The following is a 23,316-nucleotide window of genomic DNA, read 5'->3' as shown; positions in this document are numbered from 1 at the left end:
AAGGAGTGTCAACCGTGTCGAAGCGGACGTTCCAGCCGAATAACCGCCGTCGTGCACGCGTGCACGGCTTCCGTACCCGTATGCGTACCCGTTCCGGTCGCGCCGTTGTGGCAGCACGCCGCAGCAAGGGCCGTGCCCGCCTGTCCGCTTAAGCAAGAGGACACCGATTTCGGTGCTCCCTCAGAGCAATAAGCTGCGTTCTTCGCGTGACTTCACGGTCACCGTACGACGTGGACGCCGAATCGGACGCAAGACCTTGGTCTTGCATATTCGTGACACCGCCGCTTCTGGCGGTGAAGATAAGACCGATACGCAGATTGCCAGGTTTGGTGGTCCGCGTGTCGGTCTTGTCGTATCTAAAGCTGTGGGCAACGCCGTGACTCGTCACGCTGTATCCCGCAGGCTCCGCCATGTTATGGCCGCGGCCGCGCAGAATCTTCCGTCCACCATGGACATTGTCGTTCGCGCGCTGCCTGCATCTGCCACAGCCACCAGCCAGGAGCTGTCCCACGATGTGCAATCGGCACTCGCCACATACGAACGTCGGCGCTAATTCGCTTGACGACGGCCCCCTCGCTCAGACCCCCGGCGCACGTGTGGCTGAGAGGGCGATTCTCTTCTACCGCCGTCGTATCTCTAATCTGAAGCCCACGAGCACATGTCGTTTTGAACCGACGTGCTCCGCATATGGTCTTGAGGCTGTGCGCCGTTTCGGAGCTATTCGTGGCCTGTGGCTGACTTTCTTGCGCATCTTCCGTTGCGCACCCTGGCATCCGGGTGGCTGGGATCCAGTTCCTGCCACATTCCCCGGCCTGGGTTCGTGGTTGAGGCGAATGCACAGGTAACCTCTAGTAATGCTTAGCCTTTGACGGGGCTTTGTAGACGAAGGCGCGAGTGCGCTGTCCCCTAAAGAACGGAGTGATCTTAGACCGTGCTCAATTTCGTGTATGTGCCGATTTCGGCCATCCTGTGGTTCTGGCATAAGGCCTCAGGTTTCCTATTCGATCCCTCCTCGGGTATCTCCTGGGTGCTGGCCATTATTTTGCTTGTGGTCACCATCCGTATCCTCCTGTTTAAGCCGATGCTGAACCAGCAGCGTTCTGCCATCAAGATGCAGCAGCTCGCTCCTGAGATGCAGGCCATCAAGGAGAAGTACAAGAACGATCAGCAGGCTCAGGCTCTTGCTATGCGCCAGCTACAGAAGGAAATGGGTGTCAACCCGCTCGGCGGCTGTCTGCCGATTCTGGTTCAGATGCCTGTGTTCATTGGCCTTTTCCACGTGCTGCGTTCGTTCAACCGAACGGGTACGACGGGCAATGCGCTCGGCATGTCGGTGGAGCAGAACTGGAATACGCCTAACTACGTCTTCGGTGTAGATGAGGTGCGGTCCTTCCTGCTGGCTCGTGTGCTCAATGCTCCACTGTCCAGTTCGGTTGGTATGGGTGAGGATCAATACGCAGCCTTTACTGTGCCTGGTACGCCTGCGGACTTCACCCGCATGGACATCATGATCGTTGCCATTCCGCTGATTGTTATCGCGGCACTTGCAACGCACTTCAACGCTCGCATGTCTGTTGACCGCACGCGTGCCCGCCAGGAAGCCGGTCTGGTGAAGCGCCAGGAAGGCGTTATGGGTCAGCAGATGGACATGATGAACAAGATGATGCTTTGGTTCTTCCCAATCATGATTCTTGTTACCGGTGCTTTCTGGCACATCGGCCTTCTTGTCTACATGGTGACTAACAACGTCTGGACCTACTTCCAGCAGCGCTACATCTTCGGCAAGCTGGATGAGGAAGAGAAGGAAGCTGTCGCAGCTAAGAAGGCTGCCAAGCGCGAGGCACAGGAGAAGCTCGCTCCGAAGGTTGGCCAGAAGCCAATCAATCCGAAGAAGGGTGGCAAGCGTCAGGCAGCGCAGAATGCGCAGCAGGCGCAGTCCGGTCAGGCCTCTGCAGCGAACAAGGCTTCTAGCCATCTTCCGGATGGTAATTCGGGGAAGGGACAGCAGGGCCCAGTCTCGAAGCCAGCGCCAGGACAGAAACCCGCAAATCGGAAGAACCGGAAGCGGAAAAAGAAATAGCTGAAGTGGAATCGCCCTTCGTCTACATAAGTTAATTAATCGAAACGCCCCGCAGTTGATGCGGGGCGTTTTTGCTTGCCTTGGTACTCTATCGCGCAGACAACGTCGCTGTTATTACAGGCATGTAATTTTCTGTGGGGCCTGGAGTTTGGCATCCAACTCCGGTCAATGTTTCACGTGAAACATGGCTGTTGCACTGTCGTACACTAGGGGTAATGAAAAGCTCGACGGGTGACGGCACAGCTGCCCCATTGGAAAGGTTAGTGGAACTGTTGAGTAACTCCGCGAAAGACGTCGATAATCAAGAAGCCTCCGCAGGTTTGGTCGATCCGGATCTGCGTTCGGTGATAGATACCGTGTTTGGAGGGAATGCCGATCGAGCATACCGCTACCATTCATGGTTGGCTGAGGAGGCTACAGTCCGAGGTTTGATTGGGCCACGTGAAACTCCAAAGCTGTGGGATCGGCACATTATCAATTCTGCGGTAGTTGGAGAAGCGATAGGCAAAGGGCTTCTAGTTGCGGACATTGGTTCGGGGGCAGGCTTGCCCGGGATTCCGCTTGCTCTTGCACGACCAGATTTGAAGGTGGTTCTTGTGGAACCATTGCTGCGCCGTACGACTTTCTTGAACGAGGTTGTGGAAGATCTCGAGCTGGACAATGTGACCGTGGTTCGCGGCCGCGCTGAGGAGAAAGTGGTTCGCGCTGAGGTTGGCCAAGTAGATGTCGTCACTTCTCGCGCTGTTGCCCCTCTTGGGAAATTGGCGGGCTGGTCGCTTCCTTTAGTTAAATCCGGAGGCGCGATGGTTGCACTGAAGGGTGGAACTGCGCAAGAGGAGATTGATCGGGACGCAAAGCTTATTGCCAAGGCGAAGGGAACTAATCCCCGCGTTGTAGAGGTTGGCGGTTCCGTGTTGGGAACTTCGACGTACGCCGTGATTATTCAGAAGAAGTAGGTTGTAAGTCCCCCTCCCCTACTCCACTGCCGGTTCGCTTGTGTTTTGGTTTCGACATTGAGGCGCGTAGTGCCGTCGGGCTAGAGTGGGATAAGTATCGCGGTATGGCAAAGTCCTACCGGCCAAGGTGGATGTTTCACGTGAAACATTTCCACAATCGTCGGCGTCTAACGCTTGTTGGGGCTTGATGATTACGCTTTTGCAGATAGTTACTAAGTTTTTATTCGCACTCCAGTGGCCATGATTGGTGATTGCTGTGCTTGTAAGGGGAATAGTTAATGAGCCGGAAGTCCTGGCAAGACACACCCATCGCTGCGGCAGCTCAACGGGCAGCGCAAGTTAAGGCCCCGAACCGTTTATCGCTTCCACGCCCCGAACGCCCGCGCCGTATTACTATCGCCAACCAGAAGGGTGGCGTGGGCAAGACCACTTCGGCAGTCAACATCGCGTCGGCGCTCGCGCGGCATGGTCTCAAGGTGCTAGTCATCGATAATGACCCGCAGGGAAATGCTTCTACGGCCCTGGGGATTGAGCATGTTTCCGGGACCCCGTCGACGTATGAGCTTCTAATTGGCGAACTACAGATTGACGATGTCATCCAGCGTTCCCCTGAATCTGAGAATCTCTTTTGTGTGCCAGCGACATTGGACTTGGCGGGCTCCGAGATTGAGCTGGTCTCGCTCCTGAACCGTGAGCGCCGACTTCTCGATGCAGTGTCAGATCAGTACCTGATTGACAACGGCTTTGACTTTCTCATTATTGACTGCCCTCCTTCGCTCGGTCTGTTGACTCTGAATTCGATGACTGCCGCCAACGAGGTTTTGATCCCGATTCAGTGTGAGTTTTACGCCTTGGAGGGTGTGACTCAGCTGATGAATAACGTGCAGATGATTCGTCAGCATCTCAATCCGGAGCTACATATTTCTGCTGTGCTGCTCACTATGTTCGATGGCCGCACCAAGCTTTCGGAAGAAGTTGCCAATGAGGTTCGTAACTACTTCGGTGAGGTTGTGCTACGTAATCTCATCCCTCGATCTGTGAAGGTATCGGAGGCGCCGGGATATTCGCAGACCGTAATTTCCTACGATCCAGGGTCTCGGGGCGCAGTTGCTTATCTTGACGCCGCGAAGGAATTGGCAACGCGTGGCGACTATTCAGCAGTTTCGGGTGGAAGTGCGATTGGGCAAAAACCAGCTTCCTCCCCTACCCCGTCCAATTCCACTGAGACAAATTAAAGCCACTAGGAGTAGTTACCGATGTCGAATCAAAAAAAGGAGAACCGCAAGGGAGGGCTCGGTCGCGGTATCGCCGCGCTGATCCCAACTGCTCCGGCGGCTAACCCCTCGGTAGGTGAGAGTGCCGCGGATATTATCTTCGGTCCCCGCCGTACCCAGGGGACGAAGCAGCCTGGAAGTAGCGGAGTTGCCGACGTACTGGGGGCAGCCGCGACGGGATCCGGCACCTCGTTGACTGAAGGGAAAAACGCCGGAAAATCTGCAAAATCCGGCCAGAGCAAACCTCATACCAATGAGGCGCAGAAACGTCACAGTGACAATAAGACTATTGGTAAGTGTAGCGATGTTTCACGTGAAACATCGCCCTCGACGACATCGGGAGTAGCGGACCATAGCGGCGCCAAGCCGACCGATGTTGACACTTCGGCCGCAAACGAGTTTGGCGCGACCTATCGCGAAATCAACTTGAAGCTGATCACGCCGAACCCGAAGCAGCCACGAGAGGTCTTCGATGAGGAGCCCCTAAATGAGCTCGCTCACTCTATTCGTGAGTTCGGTCTATTGCAGCCGATTATCGTACGACCAATCTCTGAGGATAGTCGTGCGGCCGCACTCGAGGCAGCGCGCAAGGAAGATCCGAACGCGCCGCAACCCGAGTTTGAAATCATCATGGGTGAACGGCGCTGGCGTGCTTCTCAGCGAGCTGGGGTCGACACGATTCCCGCCATCGTTCGCGATACTCCAAACCAGGACATGCTTCGCGATGCCCTACTAGAGAACATCCATCGCGTTCAGCTGAACCCACTCGAAGAGGCCGCTGCGTACCAGCAGCTACTCGAAGAGTTTGGTGTAACTCAGGCAGAGCTGGCGGATCGAATCGGTCGCTCGCGGCCCGTTATTACCAACATGATTCGACTCTTGCAGTTGCCGGTGGAGGTACAGCGACGAGTAGCGGTCGGTGTTCTGTCGGCTGGTCACGCACGTGCCTTGCTTGGAGTTAAGGCAGGTAAGGAAGAACAGCAGCGCCTCGCCGAGCGAATTGTTGCTGAAGGACTATCCGTCCGTGCGACCGAAGAAGCAGTGACATTACTCAATGCCGGCGAGCGACCGAAAAAGCAGCACCGCGAGCCCACTCCGCAGCCGGAGGTCCTTCACAATTGGGCTGACCGCCTGTCCAATTCTTTTGATACGAAGGTGACTGCCCAGATGGGCAAGCGTAAGGGCAAAATCGTTATCGAATTCGGCAACCTCGAGGACTTTGATCGCATCATGTCACTGATGCATCTCGACGAAGAGTAAACCCGGTTACTGTGACTGAAGTATTCATCGAGAAAATTTCGCTGGCCGACATCGAAGGAATCTATCCAGAGACGATGTTAAGCCTGTTTTGGGAACAGGGCATGGAGCATATCCGTACAGCAACTGCCCTACCCCAGTTCTCGACTGAGCCGCGCGAACCTAATTTGGACCCCAGCACGCCAGAAGAGGATGAAGCGCTCAACGGTGATTTAAAGCATTCGGACGGCCAACCCCCTACTCGGCCAGGCGGAGCTAGTGAAAGCCTCTTAAATGGCGATTTAAGCCCTGATTTAGCCGCCCAGGTGCGCTTGGAGAAGGAAGCATGGCTCAATACCGTCTACCTTTCCTGGGGACCGTGCGGATATTCACTACGACGAAAGCCACCGGCATCACTTATCGATGGGAAACTTGAGACCGTCGGCACGCTGCTCTTTGCTCCGCCACGCTTCTGCCCGACGACATTTTCCATGCCTTCCGGACCAATATCGCCGGATGCGATTGCGCTGACGAGTCTGCATTACAACGCTTTAGAGGTTGACGATGACATGCTCCGCGTGCTCATTGTGACCGCTCTGCACAAGCTCGCGCTGCGCGGGATTTCAGCGGTAGAAGCGTTTGGTTGCAGTGGCACGGCGGATTCTATGTCGGCATCCACGCCGTCGTCGCCAACGCCTGACGACGGTACGGAGAATCTAATCGCTGATTTCGAAGCGCAACTCGAAGAAAAGCTGAATCCAAAGCCGTGTATTTCAGATTCGTTGGCGGCGATTAACCATAACGCCGGTGATTTGATTCGTACGCGAACCCTTCTTGACTCCGGGTTTCGGGTGGTGACTCCACATCCGATTCATCCGAAACTCCGTATCGAGTTGGATGCGGAATTGGACTGGGACGAAGAAATCGGCCATGCGTTGGATCTAAGTGCGAAAGAACCCTTTATGCGCTCAAAGCTGTTCAGTCTTTAGCGCTGGGTTTCATTGGTCAGCCGTGTTTAGGCTTTTTCCTCTTCAATCAGCTGCGCAAAGCTGTAAGCGCCGGTCATTGGCTGCTGCTCTTCATCGCCCAGGTACAGACGCTTTACAGCGACAACGATAGATTCGGCAATTACGTCCCGCTGATCTGGGGAAGAAAGAATTGCGACGTCATCCTCGTTGGTCAGGTAACCAACGGCGACTTCCACCGTGGGCATCCTGGTCAGACGGAGGAGATCCCAGGTACGGGCGTGCGAGCGGCAGTCTACCAGGCTCGTACGGGCAACAATCTCTCGCTGGATAAGGCCAGAGAGCTGTTCGCCCAGAATGGAGTTGGAGCCCTTCATCGAGCCAAAGTAAAAGGTCGCAATACCGCTGGCGCGGTTGTTGTGATAGTGGTCAGCCTGCAGGGAGATGAAGACGTCAGCGCCAAATGCGTTGGCCATCTCAGCGCGATCCTCGATGGACGGATTGTCGGTACGAGGACGAGACAGAATAGTCTCTGCACCTGCCGCGACAAGGCGACCCTCAATGCGAGAGGCCAAATCCCAAAGAATCTCTTCTTCAGAAATCTGACCGTAAGGGCCGTCGACCACAATGCCGGGCTCCCCTGCCCCAAGACCTGGATCAATGACAATGCGCTTTCCAGAGAGCTTCGGCCCCATCGTGCGCAGTATTTCCTTCTCGTGGAAGGCGTTTACAGAGCCACCAGTAACCCTCCTGCCCAAGTAGCTGAGCGCCCGGAGAGTAACGGGACCACAGATACCGTCGGGCTCCAGCCCGTAATTGAGCTGGTATTCACGTACAGAGGCATCGGTCTTCGGGCCAAAGTGGCCGTCTACTCGGGCATCGTGGAAGCCGAGTTCCTGCAAGGTAGCTTGGAGAACGCCTACGTCCTCACCGGTCATTTGTGACAGTGGATCGTAGGACAGTACGCGGGTGCCCAGAGTGTACGAGGCTTCTCGCAGTAGGCGCAGGGTGCTGTCGCGGATAATCCCGTCGGCATAGACACCGCGGGACTGTTGGAACGCCAGAAGAGCGTTGCGCATGTCCTCATCAAAGAGGTCATCGTCACCAGACCACTGAGGCGAGTTCTCCTCCGCGGCTGAGCCCTCCCAATTGGGCAGAAGCCCAAGACGAGCCAGGGTAGAACGTACCTCGGCTACACGAGGTGACCTATCGCCCACCTTCAGAAACTCTGGCACGAAAACTCCCTTCCGAACTCCACAATTATGTTTAGGCCGTTGTGGGTCCTCACAACACTTAATCAGTATTACTGGCCAGTGAGCTAAACGAAACTTCAGTTAAGAAATCCCGCGCACTCTCAGAGGATATGGTCAGCAATACCTCTCAAGTTGGCGGCAACCTGGTTCCTTCACGGTATTAAGGAAGACGTAAACCGCCATTTCCAGCAAGATTACCAGGTCGCAGGCGCGAATTGATTGTTACGAGGGCGCGTCGGCTAGCCCGACGGCAGAACCCCAGGACTAACTCTAAATCACAACCACAACTTCAGTCACATCATAATGGGGTGTGTCCAACGAAGGTGGCAGTGGCGAAGTGACGGGTGGGCAGTCGTAACCTCGTATCGGATAAGGAGCAACCCCAAGTTCTTTTAAAGGTGCTTTTCGATGAGCGACGTGATTGAGCCCTTCGGGCGGACTCCGCGAATCTCTTCGACCTTCTTGCCGTCCTTGAATAGGAGCAGGCTTGGGATGGACATAATCTGGAACATGCCAGCCAGTGCACGCTCCTCATCGACGTTGACCTTGGCGATGACGGCCTTGCCATCGAGCTCGGTCGCAACCTCGTCCAAAACGGGAGCAATCTTCTTACACGGGCCACACCACTCTGCCCAGAAATCAACAAGCACCGGCTTATCGGATTCGAGGACATCGGACTTAAAGGTGTTGGCGGTGACGGTTACCGGAGCCATGAAATTCTTCTCCTTAGAATGAGCTCGTTTGAGTTCTTAGTGGTTTTGTTTTGTGGTCTTGATTCTAATTTTTCAACCTAGCTTCTTCAGCCTCGCGTACGGATTTGGCGCTCAAGGCGTCAAAAATTAGGGCTTCCGGTGGTGCGAGTGAAGTACTAAATTGTTAATTAATGGTGTTCTTGAGAACGCTGCAAGTGCTCGATGAGTACGGGGCGTACCGGGCTATAACACGTCCCGCTGCACCCTGATTGAGCTACAGCTAACAACAATTGGGCTTACCGACTATCGGATATTCCCCATAGTTGGATATCTGCAATCGTAGGGCTTATCCAACAATTGCGATACCCCAACTATTAGGTGTTTATCCAGCTAGTGCGACTGCCCTGCTGTCATCTACCGAGTAACAGTTTCCAAGTAGTGCTCAGCATCCAGCGCAGCCTTGCAGCCAGAACCAGCGGCGGTAATTGCCTGCTGGTAATGCGAGTCAACAACATCGCCCGCCGCAAAGACGCCCTTGAGAGAGGTCTGGGTGCTCGGAGCGGCTACCTGAATGTAGCCATTCTCATCGCAATCCAGCTGATTGCGAACCATCTGCGAACGTGGCTCGTGGCCAATTGCTACGAACATGGCAGTCACATCCAGGACGGACTTCTCACCAGTGACGGTGTCTTCCAGCTCGAGACCGGTAACCGAACCCTTGTCCTCACCAAGAACCTGGGACACAACCTTGTTCGTCGCAAAGCGAATCTTGTCATTGTTCTGCGCGCGCTCGACCATGATCTTCGACGCACGGAACTCATCGCGGCGATGGACAATCGTCACCGAGCGGGCGAACTTGGTAAGGAAGGTTGCCTCTTCCATTGCGGAGTCACCGCCGCCGATGACGGCGATATCGTGGTCGCGGAAGAAGAAACCATCACAGGTGGCACAGGCGCTGACACCATGACCAAGCAGCGCCTGCTCACCCGGAGCACCGACATAACGCGGAGCGGCACCGGTTGCCAGGATGACAGCGTGAGCCTTGTGCTCTTCTTCGCCAACCCAGACAGACTTGATATCGCCGGTGAGATCCATGCGATCGACAATCTCCATGCGCAGGTCAGCGCCGAAGCGCTCTGCCTGTGCGCGCATCTGATCCATCAGCTCTGGGCCCATGATGCCCCCGGAGAAACCTGGGTAGTTCTCCACATCGGTAGTCGTCATAAGCAGGCCGCCAAACTCGATGCCCTCGAACACCACAGGCTTCAGGTCGGCACGGGCTGCGTAGGTGGCAGCCGTGTAACCGGCGGGACCGGAACCGACGATGATCAGGTCGTGAACGATATCGCTCATGAAGACTCCTATAATTTTTATCTCTCACATCACATGGCGCACAGTGATGCTCAGTAGTAAGCAAATTTTTCAGCTCCGGGAAAGAAATTACCGGAACCAGCCACCTCAACCAACGTGAGGTTAGCCATCTCTATTCCCCCAGCCTCTCCCCTGCTCCGCAGTTGTTAGGCCACCTGCACTTCTTCCAATTGTCGCCGAAGCGTACGACGCGCCCGCGCCCGCCGAGACTTCAACGTCCCGCTCGGCTGCCCAATACTGCGAGAGGTCTCCTGCAGCGAATATCCAAAGATGTCCAAGTACAGCAGGGCATCCCGTTGATCCGTTGGCAGCTGCTCCAATGCGGCGGCCATAGTCACACGTAGCGGAACATCCGGGCAGGGAATCGGCTGTGAACTCATAAACGTCTCAAAATCCTCCTCCTTATCGCAGAGAGGGATCTCCCCGAAACGACCGCGGTTGTGGTCAATACACGCATTCTTCACGATGCACGTCAGCCACGTCGCCACCGTCGAACGCCCGCGAAAATTCGCCGCCCCCGCAATTGCCCGCGCCAGCCCCTCCTGTACCCCATCCAAGGGATCGAAATCATCCCGACGATAGCGCCGCGCCATCGCTACCAACTGCGGATAATAACGCCGTGCCAACACCGCGAACGCGCGACGATCCCCCGCCAGGTGCGCCTTCAATAATTCACGATCGACCTCGTCCGCAGATGCATGCTTTTGCATACCGACGACGCCACAATCCCCCAGTCGCCGACCCATGCGGGCCTTACGGTGACTGTCCCCAATTCGATTTCTTCCCCCAAAGTTCATGGCTCCTATGCAAACACGAAACCCGCGCTCTCCGCTTGGCAAAACTGCCGTGGAGACCGCGGGCTGTGGATGAATTTCAAAACGTCCCAGTAGCTGTGGATAACTTGGGACAACTTGAACTGTTGCCACCTAAGGCAAGCTCAGAGCGTTATTCCGTACCACGCACCTGAATGTCGCCAATAGCAACTGGCAGCAACGAATCCGGAGATTGCTCAGCCAGATTGCGGTCGCCGACAAGTGGGTTGTCCGCATCGGAATTCTGCGACTCAGCATCTGTATCAGCATCTGTATCAGCATTCGTATCAGCATCAGTGTCTGAGTTGCTGTCGGCTACCGCTTCCGCAGCCGTCGGCAAGCCGGAGATCCAGACAACAAGGTTCTTCCACTCAGTGTCGCGGCTATCAATTTCGATAGTTGTCGTACCTGAGATGGCGGTTGCGCTACCGAGAACCGTTGTGTCATCCAAGTTTGTCGAGTCAGCATCGCGTAGGCCGCGAACTTCAATGTGTGCGCCCGGGGTCGCAGAGACCTTAAGCTCTCGAATGGTTGCCGGTTCATCCAGAGTGACCCGAATACCAACACCAGGTTTAAAGTCCTCTGGACGATTGCCGAACTGGCTGAGGTAAGTAGAAGTTACCCAGAAGCTTTCCTCGTCATTATCGATGGTCAGCTCAGCCATGTCCGGATTGTCCGGACCTGCTGCAGGGTTGTCGGTGTCGGCTTGCCACTCGCTAGCGTCGGCAAGCGAGAGCGTCGTGACCGGAGCCGGACCGCGTCGTACGGACTCGGAGTTAATCGGTGCGTCCGAGGAACGGTTAACCAGTCCAAAGATGCCCGCGGCGATAAGTGCACCGACAATGACTACACCGACAACGACTGCGCCGGTGCTGAATGCGCGGGTGCGATTCTTGGTGTGGTGAGCGTTTGATTGGGCTGCACCGTCGGCATCGACGGATTCGCGCGCACCGGTGTCGGGGTCGATTGCGAGAAACTCCGAAGAGTCGGGGCCGAGCGCTGCAGTGCGCAAATCCTCCGCGAGTGTGCGAGCTGGCGACTCCTTTTGGTTGAAGTTCTCCGGGCGAACCTGCTTCGCGCGGTCGATGGCAGCAGAAATATCGGAGGGGATATTTGGCAAGTTGTAGAACAGCTCGTCGATGACAGAAAGCAACGCGTTGTAGTCCGAACGTTGCGAGCTATCGGGCAAAACGACGGGGAAAGCGTCGTAGATGTGGCCGTCGCTGCTGATGCGCAATTGTCCAGGCTTGTTTGTCAGGCCAAGGCAGCGTCCAGATTCGTGGGCGTCGGCGATTGTCTCGGCAAGTGATGCTATTGCGAGTGCCAGGGCATCCGGGTGGGCGGCCTGATCGAACCGCTCAATACCGATACTGCTGGTCCAGTCGGCGACGATGAGCACCTCGGTGCGTGTCTTCGCCACACTATGAATGTGGGACATCCCGGTGCCAGCCAGGTCACGCAGCTCATTGGTCGTCGTGGCAATCTTCTGGGCGGCAACCGATGGCGAAGTGTCGTAGTACGGCAGTGCAATCGTGTCGACGAAGACGAGTGCGACATCTGAGTTGTTGGGATCGCCCATATCCATGGCGCGCCACAGGCGCAGACCTGGGTAGGTCGCGACTTCAGAACGCAGACGGAAACGACCACCTGAGACCATCTCGCCGGGTACATAGCGGGTTGGGCGAGAACCCTGCGTCGGCATCGGCGGCAGCAGCGGCGAAGCGGTGAAGCCCTCGTTTGCCAGACCCGTGGCCTCGCCGATCAGGTTCGACGGGGCAATCGAGAAAGCATCAGCGGCGAAGCCACGTTCGCGCTCCATATCCTCACGGTCGGCGACGGCATTGTCGGCTGCATGAGGCTGCGGAGCAAAGCGACGTAGACCCGGAATGCGGCCGAGGAAGCCACCCAGAACGCGGACCTCTTCCAATGGAGCCTGAGCGAGCACCAGGCCGGTACCGATGAGGAAGACCACGCCGGTGACGATGGTCTGCAGTAGCACACCGAAGGAACCGAAGAAATCGAACAGCACAAGGTCGGTCAATGCGAATGCGCCCCAAGCAACGGCGACACCGACAAGCGACGCCCCCAGTGCCCACAGCACGGTGTGGACGGTCGCCTTACTGTCCAAGTGTCCGAGAGTGCGGCGCAAGAGCAAGAAGCCAATTATTGCGCCGGCGACGAAACCGAAACCGTTGGCGGCACCGAGCAACACGACGACGGTCTCATCGTCAGAAGCCAGACGAGGAGCGAAGAACGACAGAATCACCTTGACGGTGGTAATGCCGAGGATGATGAAAGTCGGGGTCCAGGCCTCTTCACGGGCGTAGAAAACACGCAAGTGCAAAAGCACAATGGCGTATGGAATAAGCGAGAACGCCGAGAAGGACAGCGTCCAGCCGAGAATCTCTGCGGTTTCGCGGGGGAACTCCAGATACGCGAAAAGACCGACGGCGATGGGGCGGCCGAATGCGGTGAAGAAGGCAACGATCGGCACCAGCGCAATCATGGTCAGGCGGGTACCGATGGACAGATCTCGGACCACTGCCCCATCGTTGCCGTCGGCTGCATTGCGGGACAGTCGCGGCATGATGGCGGTCAGCAAGGTAACGCCGATGATGCCGTAGGGCACCTGCAACAGCAGCCAAGCCTGCTGGTAAATCGTCGGCGCTGCCTTGGAGGCAGTCGAGGCAATATTGGTGGTGATGAAGTAACCAGCCTGGGAAATTGCCACGTAGGTGATAATCGCGACACCCATGCCGGTGAACTGTTTGATGCGGTCGTCGATACCCCACAGCGGACGCAAATCAATGCCCGCGCGCTTGAGGTAGGGAATCATGATGGCTGCCTGAATGACGACACCCAGGGTGGTACCAAGACCCAAAAGCAGGATGTGCGGATCGGAGAGTGAACCGTCCGAATCCGGACTCAACTGGCCGGGCAGGAACAGATATAGCAAGAGCGTGGCAATGGCCACGACGTTGTTAGCGACAGGTGCCCACGCACCGGGTTTAAAGATTCCCTTGGTGTTTAGCACCGCCATGAGCAGCGCAAATATGCCGTAGAAGATAATCTGCGGCAATAGTAAGAACGCAAATGACGTTGCCAGCGGAACGTTGACCTTACCGGCCTCGTTAAGGCTCAATCTGGTCAACAGTGGCGCACCTATCACCGCCAGCACCGTCACCACTGCCAACAGCGTCATAGAGACAGTCAAGAGACGTCTAATGAAGGCGGCACCGTGATCTGGATCCTCCTTCTCCGCGCGCACCAACACTGGCACCACCAGAGAAGTCAGCACTGCGCCGAGGACGATTTCCGTAATCAGGTTCGGCAGTGTGTTGGCGACGTTGAAGGCTGAAGCCACAGCCGGACCCAGCGTCGCGCCGATGAGCAGGTTTCGCAAAAAACCCGTAATGCGCGAAATCAGGGTAGCGATTGCCATCGAGCCCGTGGAGGCGACGATGTCCGAGTTCGACTGTCCCTGATTTGCGTCCGCCGTCGAGCCTGCGGAGGAATCGCTGGAAGCGGTTGCTGTCGCAGTTGCCGCCTTTGCTGGCGATGGTGATGCCGATTCCGTCATCGCGTCAGCGGCGGTATCGGCATTTGCCTTATGGCCGGATACGCGAGTTAGGTCCGGGGCCGCTTCGGCCGGCTGAGATTCAGCCGTTGGCCGCGCCGCCGGAACTGGGGCCGGTGGCGCGGGGCGACGAATGCGGCCTCGAAGTCCAGATTTATGCGCGTCTGAGTCAGTCACATGTCCTATTGTTGCTTAAAAGGGGGTCTATTTCCGAAAGTACTGAGACCGTTTTGCGGCAAAAAACCCACCAACAGTGACGATGACGAGGGTCACGATAGCCAAAACCCCAACCGAAGCGCCCGATTGCACGGAAATACTCACTGATCGAGAAATCGGCGTGCCGCCAGGTGATTCGAGCCACAGCAACAGGTTGTGGGAGTTGTCTCCACTATCCCGTGGCCGGTCTCCCTCTGGAGCATTGGTCGCCGGAGTGGATTCTGCATCATCACCCGACTTCGGAGTGAACTGAACAGTCACCGACCCCTTGGCGGGGATGGCGGCCTCATACTTCTCCTCCAACACCGAATCTCCAGCGCCGACGCGCACGAACGCGGGAACCGGCAGCGGCAGGCCATTACGAGCCAGCACCGCAATCGGCGACAGCTGCGTTGCGCGGGTGTAGACACCGCCGGGAGCTACCAACGTCACCGAATTGCGCAGGCGTCGATTCATAATCAGTGCCTGGTCGCTGAGTTCTTCGCTCCGCCGCTGCACGTCAGTTGACTGCAGCTGATTTCGCCGGCCGAGAGTTGTAAACGAGCGCAGCAAGTCGTGCCGCAGGGGACGGGTGAATTCATACCGCGTCAGCGCGACATTGGGATCGTTGGACATGATTGTGGTCAGGTCGGTGATCTCGCGGGAGGCCGTCTGAGCCTTCTCCACGAGCGTCTCACTCACTGGCGCGGGATCGGCAAGCTTGTCAATTGGAGTAACCGAGCCCGCATCCAGGTCGTGAGCTGAAGCGGTGATGGAGTCCATCAGCGGAGTCAGCTCAGCCAGGTTATCGTCCACGGCTTTCCTGACCGCAGCCATGAAATCTTCAGCGTCGCTAGCGCGTGGATCCCAACCGGACGGCGGTGCTGCCACCACAGCCGCGCGAGGGTCATCCGAATCAGTCAATGATTGGAACAGAGTGCCAATCGCTGTCTGCATCCGTGCAGCTTCGGAGTCGATTCGGAAATCGTAGCGTCCGAGCAGATTCGAATACGCCACAGTCTGGGGAGACCGTCCTGTTGCAGCCAGAGAGGTTGTCAGTGCCCCAGGGAGGGCGAAGGCGCGGCTACCGTCGGCAAGCACGCCACTATGGCCGGGGCGCAGTGTCTGACCATCGGCGGTGACGGCGGTGTTGTCTGCGACTAACACGGTGGTGTCGTGCGCGGCTTCGGGTGGAGTGGGCGACGGTGGCATCGCCTCGCCGGTATCTACGCGGTCTTCGAATGCGCGCTCCGGGGCGGTCCCGCTCAGGGCCGTCGCCGCCGAGTACAGCGGGGCGCTTTCCGACGTCACGTATCCCTCGGCCGGCAAATAGAGGCCCGGCAGTGCCTGAACGTCCAAATGCTTGGCGATAGTCTGCCGACCAGCGGCGAGTGCCTCCATCGAAAGCTCGTGATCCCCCACGCGAGCCACGGCGCTGGCATCGGTGCCGCCCCACGGCAGTGACAGTGTGCAGGTGTCCTGTGTGAGATCGTGCAGCCGATTGAGCCAGGCGGCAGCATTGTCACTGGCGGGCATATGCGTGAGATTGGTGTCATCCGCGTTTCCCCAGGAATCCCGCAGTCGCGGAGAGGACTCCACAGGACTTGGGCGGCTGGTGCCAATCCAGTAGTCGCGGGTCATCCTGGAGATTGCGTCGAGGGTCTCCGGGTCGATGGCGATGCAGGTTGATTCCCGCAACCTCTGCCCATCCGGGCCGGCAAAGCCCTTTTCCAACGAGGTGAGCAAACCGTCGAGGCGGCCACCGCGTTCGAGAGACTCGGCCAAAGAATTGTCGGTGAGGATGAGATTCGGCGACGAGGGTGCGTCACCGGTCTCACCGCCGACCAGTGGCACTGGCTGGCTGATGGGCCAAATCAGCGAAAACGGCACTGGGTCGCGGCGGGTGGGCGCATCGGAATTGTCGGTCTCATCGTTGTCGTTCTGATCACCGGCAGGCGGTTCCGGCTCATCACCTTCCGCTTGCGGATCCGTCACCGGAAGCAGTGCGCGTGTTTCCGCCAGCAGGCGGTCGATGTCATCTGCCGGTTGCCCGTTAGCATTGATGAGCAGCGGAAACGTGCCGGCTTCCGTGATGTCGAGTCCTTCTGGAGCCGGTGCGGAGATAGGAACACTTAGCGTAACCTCACGCTTCTCCCCCGCTTTCAGCTCGATGGGGGCACTGAAGGTCCCAGCCACATCAAACACCGATTCAGGCTCAGCGAGAATCGTCCGCGCATCTGCAGAGGAAGCCAGTGCGCCGGCCCGCTGTGGGCGCAGCGCAACATTGCTGATATCCGCATCGGAGGTGTTGTGCACCTGCACCTTGATGGTCAGCGTCGAATGTAGAGCCGCGACATGCGGAGTGAAGCTGGTTATCGAAAGCCGAAGGGGGCCCTGTTCACCGACACGATTGGTGCCACTGCCCCACAACTGCTCATCTTGCGCAAAAGCTGGGGGCGCAACGGTCGTCGGCAAGCACAGTATGAGCGCTGCGGTGGCGGCCGTGACTTTACGAACAACATTTCTTGGCAACTGCAACCTGAACATGCGCAATCACCTCGGCGTCTGCCGGCCTGCTCGCTTTTCCGCGCGGGCGAGATCGGGCAGCAGATTGTGCGCGCGCCGGGCCAGTTTGCGTTCGTCAGCGTAGGCCAACCGTTCCACCAGGGTATCCACAGGAACCCACATGACTTGGGTGACCTCGGGGTCTTCGTCGTTCAGATCGCCATCGACGTAGCGCAGAAGGTGATGGTGCACGGTCTTGTGAATTCGCGTGCCATCGGAGACAAACCAGTAGTCAATCACACCGAGCTCTTCGATGACCTCGCCGCGAATGCCCGTTTCTTCCCACACCTCACGTTCGGCGGTGGAATCGAAAGCTTCGCCGGGTTCGACATGGCCCTTAGGCATCGACCACAGCAGGCGCCCGCGACGATCGTGCCGACCAATGAGCGCGACATAAATCCGTGACAGGTTGACCTTGCCGCCATCTCCGACCGCCTCGGCAAGCCCCGAGACGACCAGTCCGCCCGCCGAAGTCTCAATCGAGGTCTGCATCGGCGCTGCATTTTGCGCGCGCGACGAGTGCGCGCGGCGATTGTTCGTGCGCTTCGTCTGTGCGTGACGACGGCGATTGTTCCTATCCTGACCGTTCTTACGGCCACCGCGGTTGTTCGACTGCTTCGAGGGTCGTGCCGACTTCGGTGATTTGGAATTTTTCTTGGCGCCACCGGAGTTTGGCTTGGCCTTTTGGGGGCCATTGGCACCGGAGCCACTACGTTTTGCAGAATTTCCGCTGGTAGTAGCGTTGCTCGTGTTGGTGGACGAGGAAACGCCACCTCTTCTGCGCGGTCGCCGACGACGTCGACGGCTCTTCGCCGCCGAGTTGTCATTGCGTACCACGTTGTTCATTCCACTTAGACTACCGGGTTTATAGGTATAAGCGGGTATTGTGTCGGTCGTGACACAATCGACTCCTTCAACGACAAATGGTGACCAGCCCGGGGGGACTACACCTCCCGGTGCTACTCCGGCGGCTGCTGACGCGGACCCAAAGGTGCGCAGGACGGCAATGCTGGCAGTGGCGGATCAGGCGATCGCCAAGGAGTCTGAGATCCTCGATTCGCTGGCAGCTGCGTTTAGTGCAGCCGGCCATCGCCTGTACCTCGTGGGCGGTTCTGTGCGCGATGCTCTCTTAGGGCGACTGGGCGTGGATCTCGATTTCACCACCGACGCGCGCCCGGAAGTGACGCGCGCGATCCTCGATGACTGGGCGGATATTGTCTGGGATACCGGCATTGAATTCGGCACACTCTCCGCGGAACGGCATGGCCGTCAGGTGGAGATCACCACATTCCGTGCGGATACGTATGACCAGGTCAGCCGCAATCCGGAGGTCACTTTCGGTGACACGCTGGAGGGCGATCTAATTCGCCGTGACTTCCGCTGTAACGCCATCGCCGTGGAGCTCCATGGTGACGGCACCCGCACCTTCCTCGACCCGCTCGGAGGTTTCGAGGATCTTGTCGCGGGTGTGTTGGACACCCCGGGGGCGCCGGAGGTCAGTTTTGGCGACGACCCCCTGCGGATGCTGCGTGCCTGCCGCTTCGCATCCCAGCTGGGGTTCGACGTGGCACCGCGTGTGCTCAAGGCGTTGAAGGAAATGTCCAGCGAAATTGACCGCATCACGGTCGAGCGCATCTCCACCGAGCTGAACAAGCTCATCCTGGGTGCGGACCCAAGCCGAGGTATCGACCTGATGGTGGAATCGGGGTTGGCCGACCGCGTGCTGCCGGAGATCTCCGACATGCGCATGACGCAGGATGAACACCGCCAGCACAAGGATGTCTACCAACACTCTCTGCAGGTCATGCGGCAAGCTATTGACCAGGAAGAACCCGGTGAACCGGACCTCGTACTGCGCTGGGCGGCACTGCTGCACGACTGCGGCAAACCCGCTACCCGTGCCTACAACGAGCAGGGAAACGTCACCTTTTACCAGCACGAAGTTGTCGGCGCGAAGCTGGTGCGACGCCGCCTTCGGAAACTGAAGTTCCCGAAGAAGACCAACCACGAAATCTCGCAGTTGGTCTACCTGCACATGCGCTTCCACGGCTACGGCGAAGGCAAGTGGACGGACTCGGCGGTGCGACGTTATGTCAACGATGCCGGAGATTTGTTGGAACGACTCAACAAAATCGTGCGGGCCGACTGTACGACAAGAAACCGTCGTAAAGCAGCACGCCTCGCACGCGCCTGCGACAGCCTGGAAGCGCGAATCAAGGAGCTCGCTGAGCAGGAGGACCTCGCACGCGTCCGCCCCGACCTGGATGGCAACGAAATCATGGAAATTCTGGACCTGAAGCCCGGCAAGGAAGTCGGACAGGCCTGGAATTACCTGAAAGAGCTGCGATTGGAGTCCGGTCCGTTGGAGCGTGAGGATGCTATCTTGGCGCTGAAGAAATGGTGGTACGAGCAGTCCGGTGAGCAGGCTGAAAGCGAAAGTGAGAGCTAATGGCATCGATTAATCCGGAAAATCTCTACGGCGACCGGCTTTTTACCAGCCTTGAGCGCAACGACCCGGCTGCCGGGATGCTGCTGCTCGCAGCACCCGGCATGCTCTCGCCGGAGTTTTCCCGCTCGGTGATTTTCCTTATTGAGCACGATGAACACGGCACCCTTGGTGTCGATCTCACACAGCGTTCGCAGACGCCGGTGCACAATGTGCTCGAGCCTTGGGCGCCGCTGATGGCCAAGCCGCCGGTGCTCTACGTCGGGGGTCCGGTCAACCAGACACAGCCAATCTGCATTGGTGTGGTGCGAAATGGTGCCACCCTCCCAGAGGAGACCGACAGTATTACCGGTGCCCCGCTGATGGAACGCATCGCTCACAGGTTTGCGCTGGTCAACCTCGGTGCGGAGCCGGAGGGCGTACGCGACCGCATAGATGGCGCACGCATCTTCGCCGGTTACGCAGGCTGGGATCCGGGGCAGCTGGAAGACGAGCTCGAGCGCGGTGACTGGTACGTCGCCCCTGCCCTGCCCTCAGATGTACTCGCGCCTGCTGCCGCGGACATCTGGGGTGATTGCATGCGCCGTCAGCCCTGGCCGCTGCCACTGTATGGCACCTATCCCGTAGATGTACGTGACAACTAGATGAGTGAGCACATCAATACCGAAGGAAACAGGGCTGAAGGAAGTAGCGCCACAGGAAACAGCGACCGCAGCGACATAGCTGCCGGCATCCGGCAGACACTGCCTGTGGGCATGGGCCTCATTCCGCTGGGGCTCGCATTCGGCCTGCTTATTGCACAAACTGGCTTTAGCTGGTGGTGGGCACCCATCTTCTCCTTCGTGGTCTACGCGGGGTCGATGGAATTCCTCGCTGTCGGCCTGGTTATGGCGCATACGGGTCTGCTCGGCTGTGCCGTGACGTCCTTTATGGTCAACTTCCGCCACGTCTTCTATGGGCTGACGTTCCCACGCGACCGGATACAGTCTCGTCTCGGTCGCGCATACTCCACATACGCGCTTACCGACGAGTCGTATGCCATCGTCTCTGCGGCAAATGCGGACGAAAAGATGTCGGGCCACCGACTGCTGACGATTCAGATTCTCTGTCAGTTACTGTGGGTGGGCTCCGGTATTGTCGGGGCTCTAACCGGCGCAGCACTGCCCGAGGGTATCCGCGGTGCCGAGTTCGCACTGGTGGCGCTCTTTACGGTGCTGGCCATGGACGCGTTTGAGACTTCCAAGGATTGGTCACTGCCCCTGTCCGCTATCGTCTGCACGCTGGTGGGCTGGCTGATTAACCCGAACCAGATGCTGGTTATCGGACTGCTGATGTACTTCGGCCTGCTGCTGTTGCGCGTGTGGTCACCGCGGGTGGATCGGGTGATGCGCATGACGTCGGCAAGCAAGCCGCGTACGACGGAGGGAGAGCGAGCATGACTGCGTTGCCCGATTCCGGCTATGTGCTTGCCGCGCTCTTTGCGATGGGAGCGGTGACAGTTGCGCTGCGTGCGCTGCCGTTTGCGTTCGTGCGCACTCTGAAGGGGTCTCCCCTGTTCGAGTTCCTCGGCACGACCATGCCGGTTGGAGTCATGGTGGCGTTGGTTGCCTACACCGTCTTCGGGCGGCTAGGACTCAGCGGTGAGAGTGGCGACCCCGGCGCTGCCTGGGCCGTGCCCGTAGCGCTGGCCGTCACCGTTGGCCTGCACTGGTGGCGGCGCAACACCGTGATTTCGATTTTTGTAGGCACGGCGCTGTATATGGTCCTCGTGAACCTTGTCGCGTGAGGTGCGCTGTGTGTGGGACGGTGCCAGCGGACCAGTGGCTAGCGGCAGTGGCTAGAACTGTGCCGGTACCTGACCAGTGAAGTCCGGTAGTCCCGGAATCTGGGGCAGCTGCGGGGATTCCGGCAGATTCAGTAGTTCGCCGAGATTTGGGCTCTCGGGCAGGTTCGGGACGCCTGGGATGTCCGGCAGCGATGGAGTGCCCAGCGTGCCGTCGAAGGCATTCTGAACATCGCTGGTGTGAGTTTCCTTCGTGCCGTAGGTGTTAGCAGCGACGCTGAAGTCAGGTCCAATGGATGCCGAGGCGTGAACGCTCTGGCGGTCATCGGACCAACCCCACTTTGTGCCAATAACACCCGGCAGCGTGGCGGTGCCGTAATCCTGACGGTAGTCATCCGCTGCCACAGGTGACGCGGTGCTCATAGCAACCAGAACCGGGTCAGAAGTGTTCTCACGCTTCTTGGCCTCCAGGAACTTCACAGTGTCCGCGCTGGACGTAGTTGAATTTCCCCAGTGACCTGCATCGTGGGTGTTGCTGAGGCCGTATTCACGCGCAGTGGCGTTGATGGAATCCGGGTAACGGCCATAGAGCTCACTGGCGATATTGTCATCGGAGTAGCGAATCATCTCTGTGGCCTTCGCCTTGTCCGCTTCTGTGCCATGTTTGAAGACGTAGTCCGCAATGTAGAGCTTGACAATCGAAAGCCCCGGACGAGCTTCATTCTCGTTCGCCGTACCGTAGTGCGTGCCACTTGGGGTGTGGGTAAAGCTGATCTGGGTTCGCCCCGGAGCATCAATAGTGCCCTGCGGAGTCAGTTTTGGCTGCGGAGCCGCAGCGACGTTTCCAGCTGCCAGCGGAAGGCTGGTGACAGCGATGACACCGGTAAGACCCATGCGAATCGCGCGGGAAGGCCGTGGAGTAAGACGATGACGAGCGTTCATAACAAAAAACCAATCTACACGCGCAGGTGGCCGACGCGCTGCCAAGCTGGATCGTAAGCGGTGTCGACAACGTGCTCTCCGTCGGTCCACGTCTGCGCAACAGCTCGCAGACCCGCCTCCGCATCAGATGCCGGGTCAATAAAGAAGTGCAGCAGAGCCATACCGTCGGACTGCTCAGTTGCGACAAAAATACCCTTGTCCTCAGCGATGGCTTCAGCGGCAGCGGTATTGAACTCGGAGAGGGATTCCTTCGACTCGTCCGTCGGCAAGCCCTTGTCGTCAATGTGAGCGAGCATGAGCTGAATCAGCACATGCTGCGTCATAGTCGGGCTCACCAGCTGCGTAATCGGAGCGCGAGTAGCGACGACGAGCGGCTGGCCGTTGGCTTCGGCATCAATGGTGAGCCACTCCGGGCACTCTTCCGCGAGCTGCTCGACGACACCGCCCAGCTCCGGTAGCGGGATAGCATCTTCCGGCTCCTCGCCAGCGAAGGCGAAACCGCGCAGCCACAGGCCGAAGTCCTCCTCTCCCAGAGCCAGCTGCAGCAGTGTGAAACCTAGCTGAGCTACCAAGCGCTCACCGTCCTCCAACTGAGCAATTGCCGGGAACAGCGGGTGGAATAGGCGAACGTCCACTGCCCCATGACCACTGCTAACAGCCACGCGGGCGTCTGCCGGATCGACCTCGGCGGGAGCATCGGCCTCGAGAGCACCCTGTGCAACCAACGTAGCTGCGACATCCCCCAGCGACAGCTTCATCGCCGGATCCGCCTGGCGGAGGTCGGTGAAAGACCACACCGCGCCGTCGTCAGGCGCGGCCTCCAGCCAACGGCGAGCGACCGGGCGCAGCTCCGGATCGCCGGCAGCGCTCACAGTCAGAAGATGGCGAGAATACGGAGCGCCAGCCTCAAACCCCCAGATGAGCCGGTCATTAATAGCGGCGATGCGGCCGCCGACCTCCTTCTGGACATCAATAATGTCCACATCGGCGGCGTTCGGGGCACCATCGATACCGAGCTGGACACTAAACATCGAGTCGAGCGCATCGGCGCCAAAAGAGTTCCACCACGACCAGAACTCATTGATCGCGGTCTCTTCTGCGGCGCGCTGTTCCGGGGAGAACGGAGCCGGATTCTCGTTAGCCATGCTGAATCTCACACTTTCGTTTGC

The 23,316-nt window shown here is 58.2% G+C and carries 21 protein-coding genes; 12 read left to right on the top strand and 9 right to left on the bottom strand.

The genetic code is table 11. The features are described 5' to 3' along the window. The first annotated feature begins 14 nt into the window (after positions 1–14). The 8 genes from EGX79_00185 to EGX79_00150 all read left to right on the top strand — a co-directional run bounded on the left by EGX79_00185 (position 15) and on the right by EGX79_00150 (position 6,535). A complete protein-coding gene (locus tag EGX79_00185) occupies positions 15–152 on the top strand; it encodes a 50S ribosomal protein L34 (protein ID AYX82659.1) in 138 nt (45 codons plus the stop codon). A gap of 20 nt (positions 153–172) precedes the next feature. Then, a complete protein-coding gene (gene rnpA, locus EGX79_00180) occupies positions 173–553 on the top strand; it encodes a ribonuclease P protein component (GenBank protein AYX80740.1) in 381 nt (126 codons plus the stop codon). After that, positions 513–845 (top strand): membrane protein insertion efficiency factor YidD, encoded by a 333-nt coding sequence (gene yidD, locus EGX79_00175; protein AYX80739.1) that lies wholly within the window; start codon positions 513–515, stop codon positions 843–845. Before rnpA ends, yidD begins: the two co-directional genes overlap by 41 nt. A gap of 86 nt (positions 846–931) precedes the next feature. Beyond that, complete coding sequence (gene yidC, locus EGX79_00170) at positions 932–2,080, top strand: membrane protein insertase YidC (protein ID AYX80738.1); 1,149 nt, start codon at positions 932–934, stop codon at positions 2,078–2,080. Between the two features lie 215 nt (positions 2,081–2,295). Then, a complete protein-coding gene (gene rsmG / locus EGX79_00165; GenBank protein AYX80737.1) occupies positions 2,296–3,036 on the top strand; it encodes a 16S rRNA (guanine(527)-N(7))-methyltransferase RsmG in 741 nt (246 codons plus the stop codon). A 278-nt stretch (positions 3,037–3,314) separates the two neighbouring features. Next, on the top strand, positions 3,315–4,271 hold the full coding sequence (locus EGX79_00160; GenBank protein AYX80736.1) for a ParA family protein: 957 nt from the start codon (positions 3,315–3,317) through the stop codon (positions 4,269–4,271). A gap of 21 nt (positions 4,272–4,292) precedes the next feature. After that, positions 4,293–5,570 carry a ParB/RepB/Spo0J family partition protein gene (locus EGX79_00155; protein ID AYX80735.1) on the top strand — a complete coding sequence of 426 codons (1,278 nt, stop codon included), beginning with the start codon at positions 4,293–4,295 and terminating at the stop codon, positions 5,568–5,570. Between the two features lie 11 nt (positions 5,571–5,581). Then, positions 5,582–6,535, top strand: coding sequence for a hypothetical protein (locus EGX79_00150; GenBank protein ID AYX80734.1), 954 nt, complete (start codon positions 5,582–5,584; stop codon positions 6,533–6,535). A gap of 26 nt (positions 6,536–6,561) precedes the next feature. On the opposite strand, the gene EGX79_00145 is transcribed toward EGX79_00150, so the two are convergent. The 7 genes from EGX79_00145 to EGX79_00115 all read right to left on the bottom strand — a co-directional run bounded on the left by EGX79_00145 (position 6,562) and on the right by EGX79_00115 (position 17,813). Then, entirely contained in the window at positions 6,562–7,746 is a 1,185-nt protein-coding gene (locus EGX79_00145; protein AYX80733.1) for an N-acetylmuramoyl-L-alanine amidase, read from the bottom strand. A 410-nt stretch (positions 7,747–8,156) separates the two neighbouring features. After that, the gene (gene trxA / locus EGX79_00140) at positions 8,157–8,477 is read right to left on the bottom strand and encodes a thioredoxin (protein ID AYX80732.1); all 321 of its coding nucleotides are present in this window, start codon (positions 8,475–8,477) and stop codon (positions 8,157–8,159) included. 393 nt (positions 8,478–8,870) lie between these two features. Next, on the bottom strand, positions 8,871–9,809 hold the full coding sequence (trxB, locus tag EGX79_00135; protein ID AYX80731.1) for a thioredoxin-disulfide reductase: 939 nt from the start codon (positions 9,807–9,809) through the stop codon (positions 8,871–8,873). A gap of 164 nt (positions 9,810–9,973) precedes the next feature. Continuing rightward, positions 9,974–10,624 (bottom strand): sigma-70 family RNA polymerase sigma factor, encoded by a 651-nt coding sequence (locus EGX79_00130; GenBank protein ID AYX80730.1) that lies wholly within the window; start codon positions 10,622–10,624, stop codon positions 9,974–9,976. Between the two features lie 148 nt (positions 10,625–10,772). Then, complete coding sequence (locus tag EGX79_00125) at positions 10,773–14,393, bottom strand: hypothetical protein (protein ID AYX80729.1); 3,621 nt, start codon at positions 14,391–14,393, stop codon at positions 10,773–10,775. A gap of 27 nt (positions 14,394–14,420) precedes the next feature. Continuing rightward, positions 14,421–16,958, bottom strand: a complete 2,538-nt coding sequence (locus EGX79_00120; GenBank protein AYX82658.1) for a hypothetical protein — start codon at positions 16,956–16,958, stop codon at positions 14,421–14,423. 6 nt (positions 16,959–16,964) lie between these two features. Further along, positions 16,965–17,813 (bottom strand): NUDIX hydrolase, encoded by an 849-nt coding sequence (locus EGX79_00115; GenBank protein ID AYX82657.1) that lies wholly within the window; start codon positions 17,811–17,813, stop codon positions 16,965–16,967. A 169-nt stretch (positions 17,814–17,982) separates the two neighbouring features. On the opposite strand from EGX79_00115, the gene EGX79_00110 reads away from it, so the two are divergent. From EGX79_00110 to EGX79_00095, 4 genes are read left to right on the top strand one after another with little or no spacing between them, the layout of a single operon-like run. Next, complete coding sequence (locus EGX79_00110) at positions 17,983–19,425, top strand: CCA tRNA nucleotidyltransferase (protein ID AYX80728.1); 1,443 nt, start codon at positions 17,983–17,985, stop codon at positions 19,423–19,425. Then, positions 19,425–20,066 carry a YqgE/AlgH family protein gene (locus EGX79_00105; GenBank protein AYX80727.1) on the top strand — a complete coding sequence of 214 codons (642 nt, stop codon included), beginning with the start codon at positions 19,425–19,427 and terminating at the stop codon, positions 20,064–20,066. The genes EGX79_00110 and EGX79_00105 overlap by 1 nt, the downstream gene beginning before the upstream one ends. After that, the gene (locus tag EGX79_00100) at positions 20,067–20,861 is read left to right on the top strand and encodes a branched-chain amino acid ABC transporter permease (GenBank protein AYX80726.1); all 795 of its coding nucleotides are present in this window, start codon (positions 20,067–20,069) and stop codon (positions 20,859–20,861) included. Then, the gene (locus tag EGX79_00095; protein ID AYX80725.1) at positions 20,858–21,208 is read left to right on the top strand and encodes a branched-chain amino acid ABC transporter permease; all 351 of its coding nucleotides are present in this window, start codon (positions 20,858–20,860) and stop codon (positions 21,206–21,208) included. Before EGX79_00100 ends, EGX79_00095 begins: the two co-directional genes overlap by 4 nt. Positions 21,209–21,259: 51 nt before the next feature. Here EGX79_00095 and EGX79_00090 read toward each other — a convergent pair whose 3' ends face one another. Both EGX79_00090 and EGX79_00085 read right to left on the bottom strand, forming a co-directional pair. Continuing rightward, positions 21,260–22,099, bottom strand: coding sequence for a hypothetical protein (locus tag EGX79_00090; GenBank protein AYX82656.1), 840 nt, complete (start codon positions 22,097–22,099; stop codon positions 21,260–21,262). A gap of 62 nt (positions 22,100–22,161) precedes the next feature. Beyond that, entirely contained in the window at positions 22,162–23,292 is a 1,131-nt protein-coding gene (locus tag EGX79_00085; GenBank protein ID AYX80724.1) for a DUF695 domain-containing protein, read from the bottom strand. Between the last annotated feature and the right edge of the window lie 24 nt (positions 23,293–23,316).

Origin of the sequence: Corynebacterium jeikeium, from assembly GCA_003955985.1 — a bacterium.
Taxonomy (GTDB): Bacteria; Actinomycetota; Actinomycetes; order Mycobacteriales; family Mycobacteriaceae; genus Corynebacterium; species Corynebacterium jeikeium_D.
The sequence above is the reverse complement of the archived record's forward strand: the minus strand, read 5'-3'. Positions and strand labels throughout refer to the sequence as shown.

Excerpts from the sequence above, each read along its gene's own strand:
- yidD (AYX80739.1), top strand. The coding sequence starts at position 513 with ATGTGCAATCGGCACTCGCCACATACGAACGTCGGCGCTAATTCGCTT.
- rsmG (AYX80737.1), top strand. The coding sequence starts at position 2,296 with ATGAAAAGCTCGACGGGTGACGGCACAGCTGCCCCATTGGAAAGGTTA.
- EGX79_00160 (AYX80736.1), top strand. The coding sequence starts at position 3,315 with ATGAGCCGGAAGTCCTGGCAAGACACACCCATCGCTGCGGCAGCTCAA.
- EGX79_00155 (AYX80735.1), top strand. The coding sequence starts at position 4,293 with ATGTCGAATCAAAAAAAGGAGAACCGCAAGGGAGGGCTCGGTCGCGGT.
- trxA (AYX80732.1), bottom strand. The coding sequence starts at position 8,477 with ATGGCTCCGGTAACCGTCACCGCCAACACCTTTAAGTCCGATGTCCTC.
- trxB (AYX80731.1), bottom strand. The coding sequence starts at position 9,809 with ATGAGCGATATCGTTCACGACCTGATCATCGTCGGTTCCGGTCCCGCC.
- EGX79_00130 (AYX80730.1), bottom strand. The coding sequence starts at position 10,624 with ATGAACTTTGGGGGAAGAAATCGAATTGGGGACAGTCACCGTAAGGCC.
- EGX79_00120 (AYX82658.1), bottom strand. The coding sequence starts at position 16,958 with ATGTTCAGGTTGCAGTTGCCAAGAAATGTTGTTCGTAAAGTCACGGCC.
- EGX79_00110 (AYX80728.1), top strand. The coding sequence starts at position 17,983 with ATGCTGGCAGTGGCGGATCAGGCGATCGCCAAGGAGTCTGAGATCCTC.
- EGX79_00105 (AYX80727.1), top strand. The coding sequence starts at position 19,425 with ATGGCATCGATTAATCCGGAAAATCTCTACGGCGACCGGCTTTTTACC.
- EGX79_00100 (AYX80726.1), top strand. The coding sequence starts at position 20,067 with ATGAGTGAGCACATCAATACCGAAGGAAACAGGGCTGAAGGAAGTAGC.
- EGX79_00095 (AYX80725.1), top strand. The coding sequence starts at position 20,858 with ATGACTGCGTTGCCCGATTCCGGCTATGTGCTTGCCGCGCTCTTTGCG.
- EGX79_00090 (AYX82656.1), bottom strand. The coding sequence starts at position 22,099 with ATGGGTCTTACCGGTGTCATCGCTGTCACCAGCCTTCCGCTGGCAGCT.
- EGX79_00085 (AYX80724.1), bottom strand. The coding sequence starts at position 23,292 with ATGGCTAACGAGAATCCGGCTCCGTTCTCCCCGGAACAGCGCGCCGCA.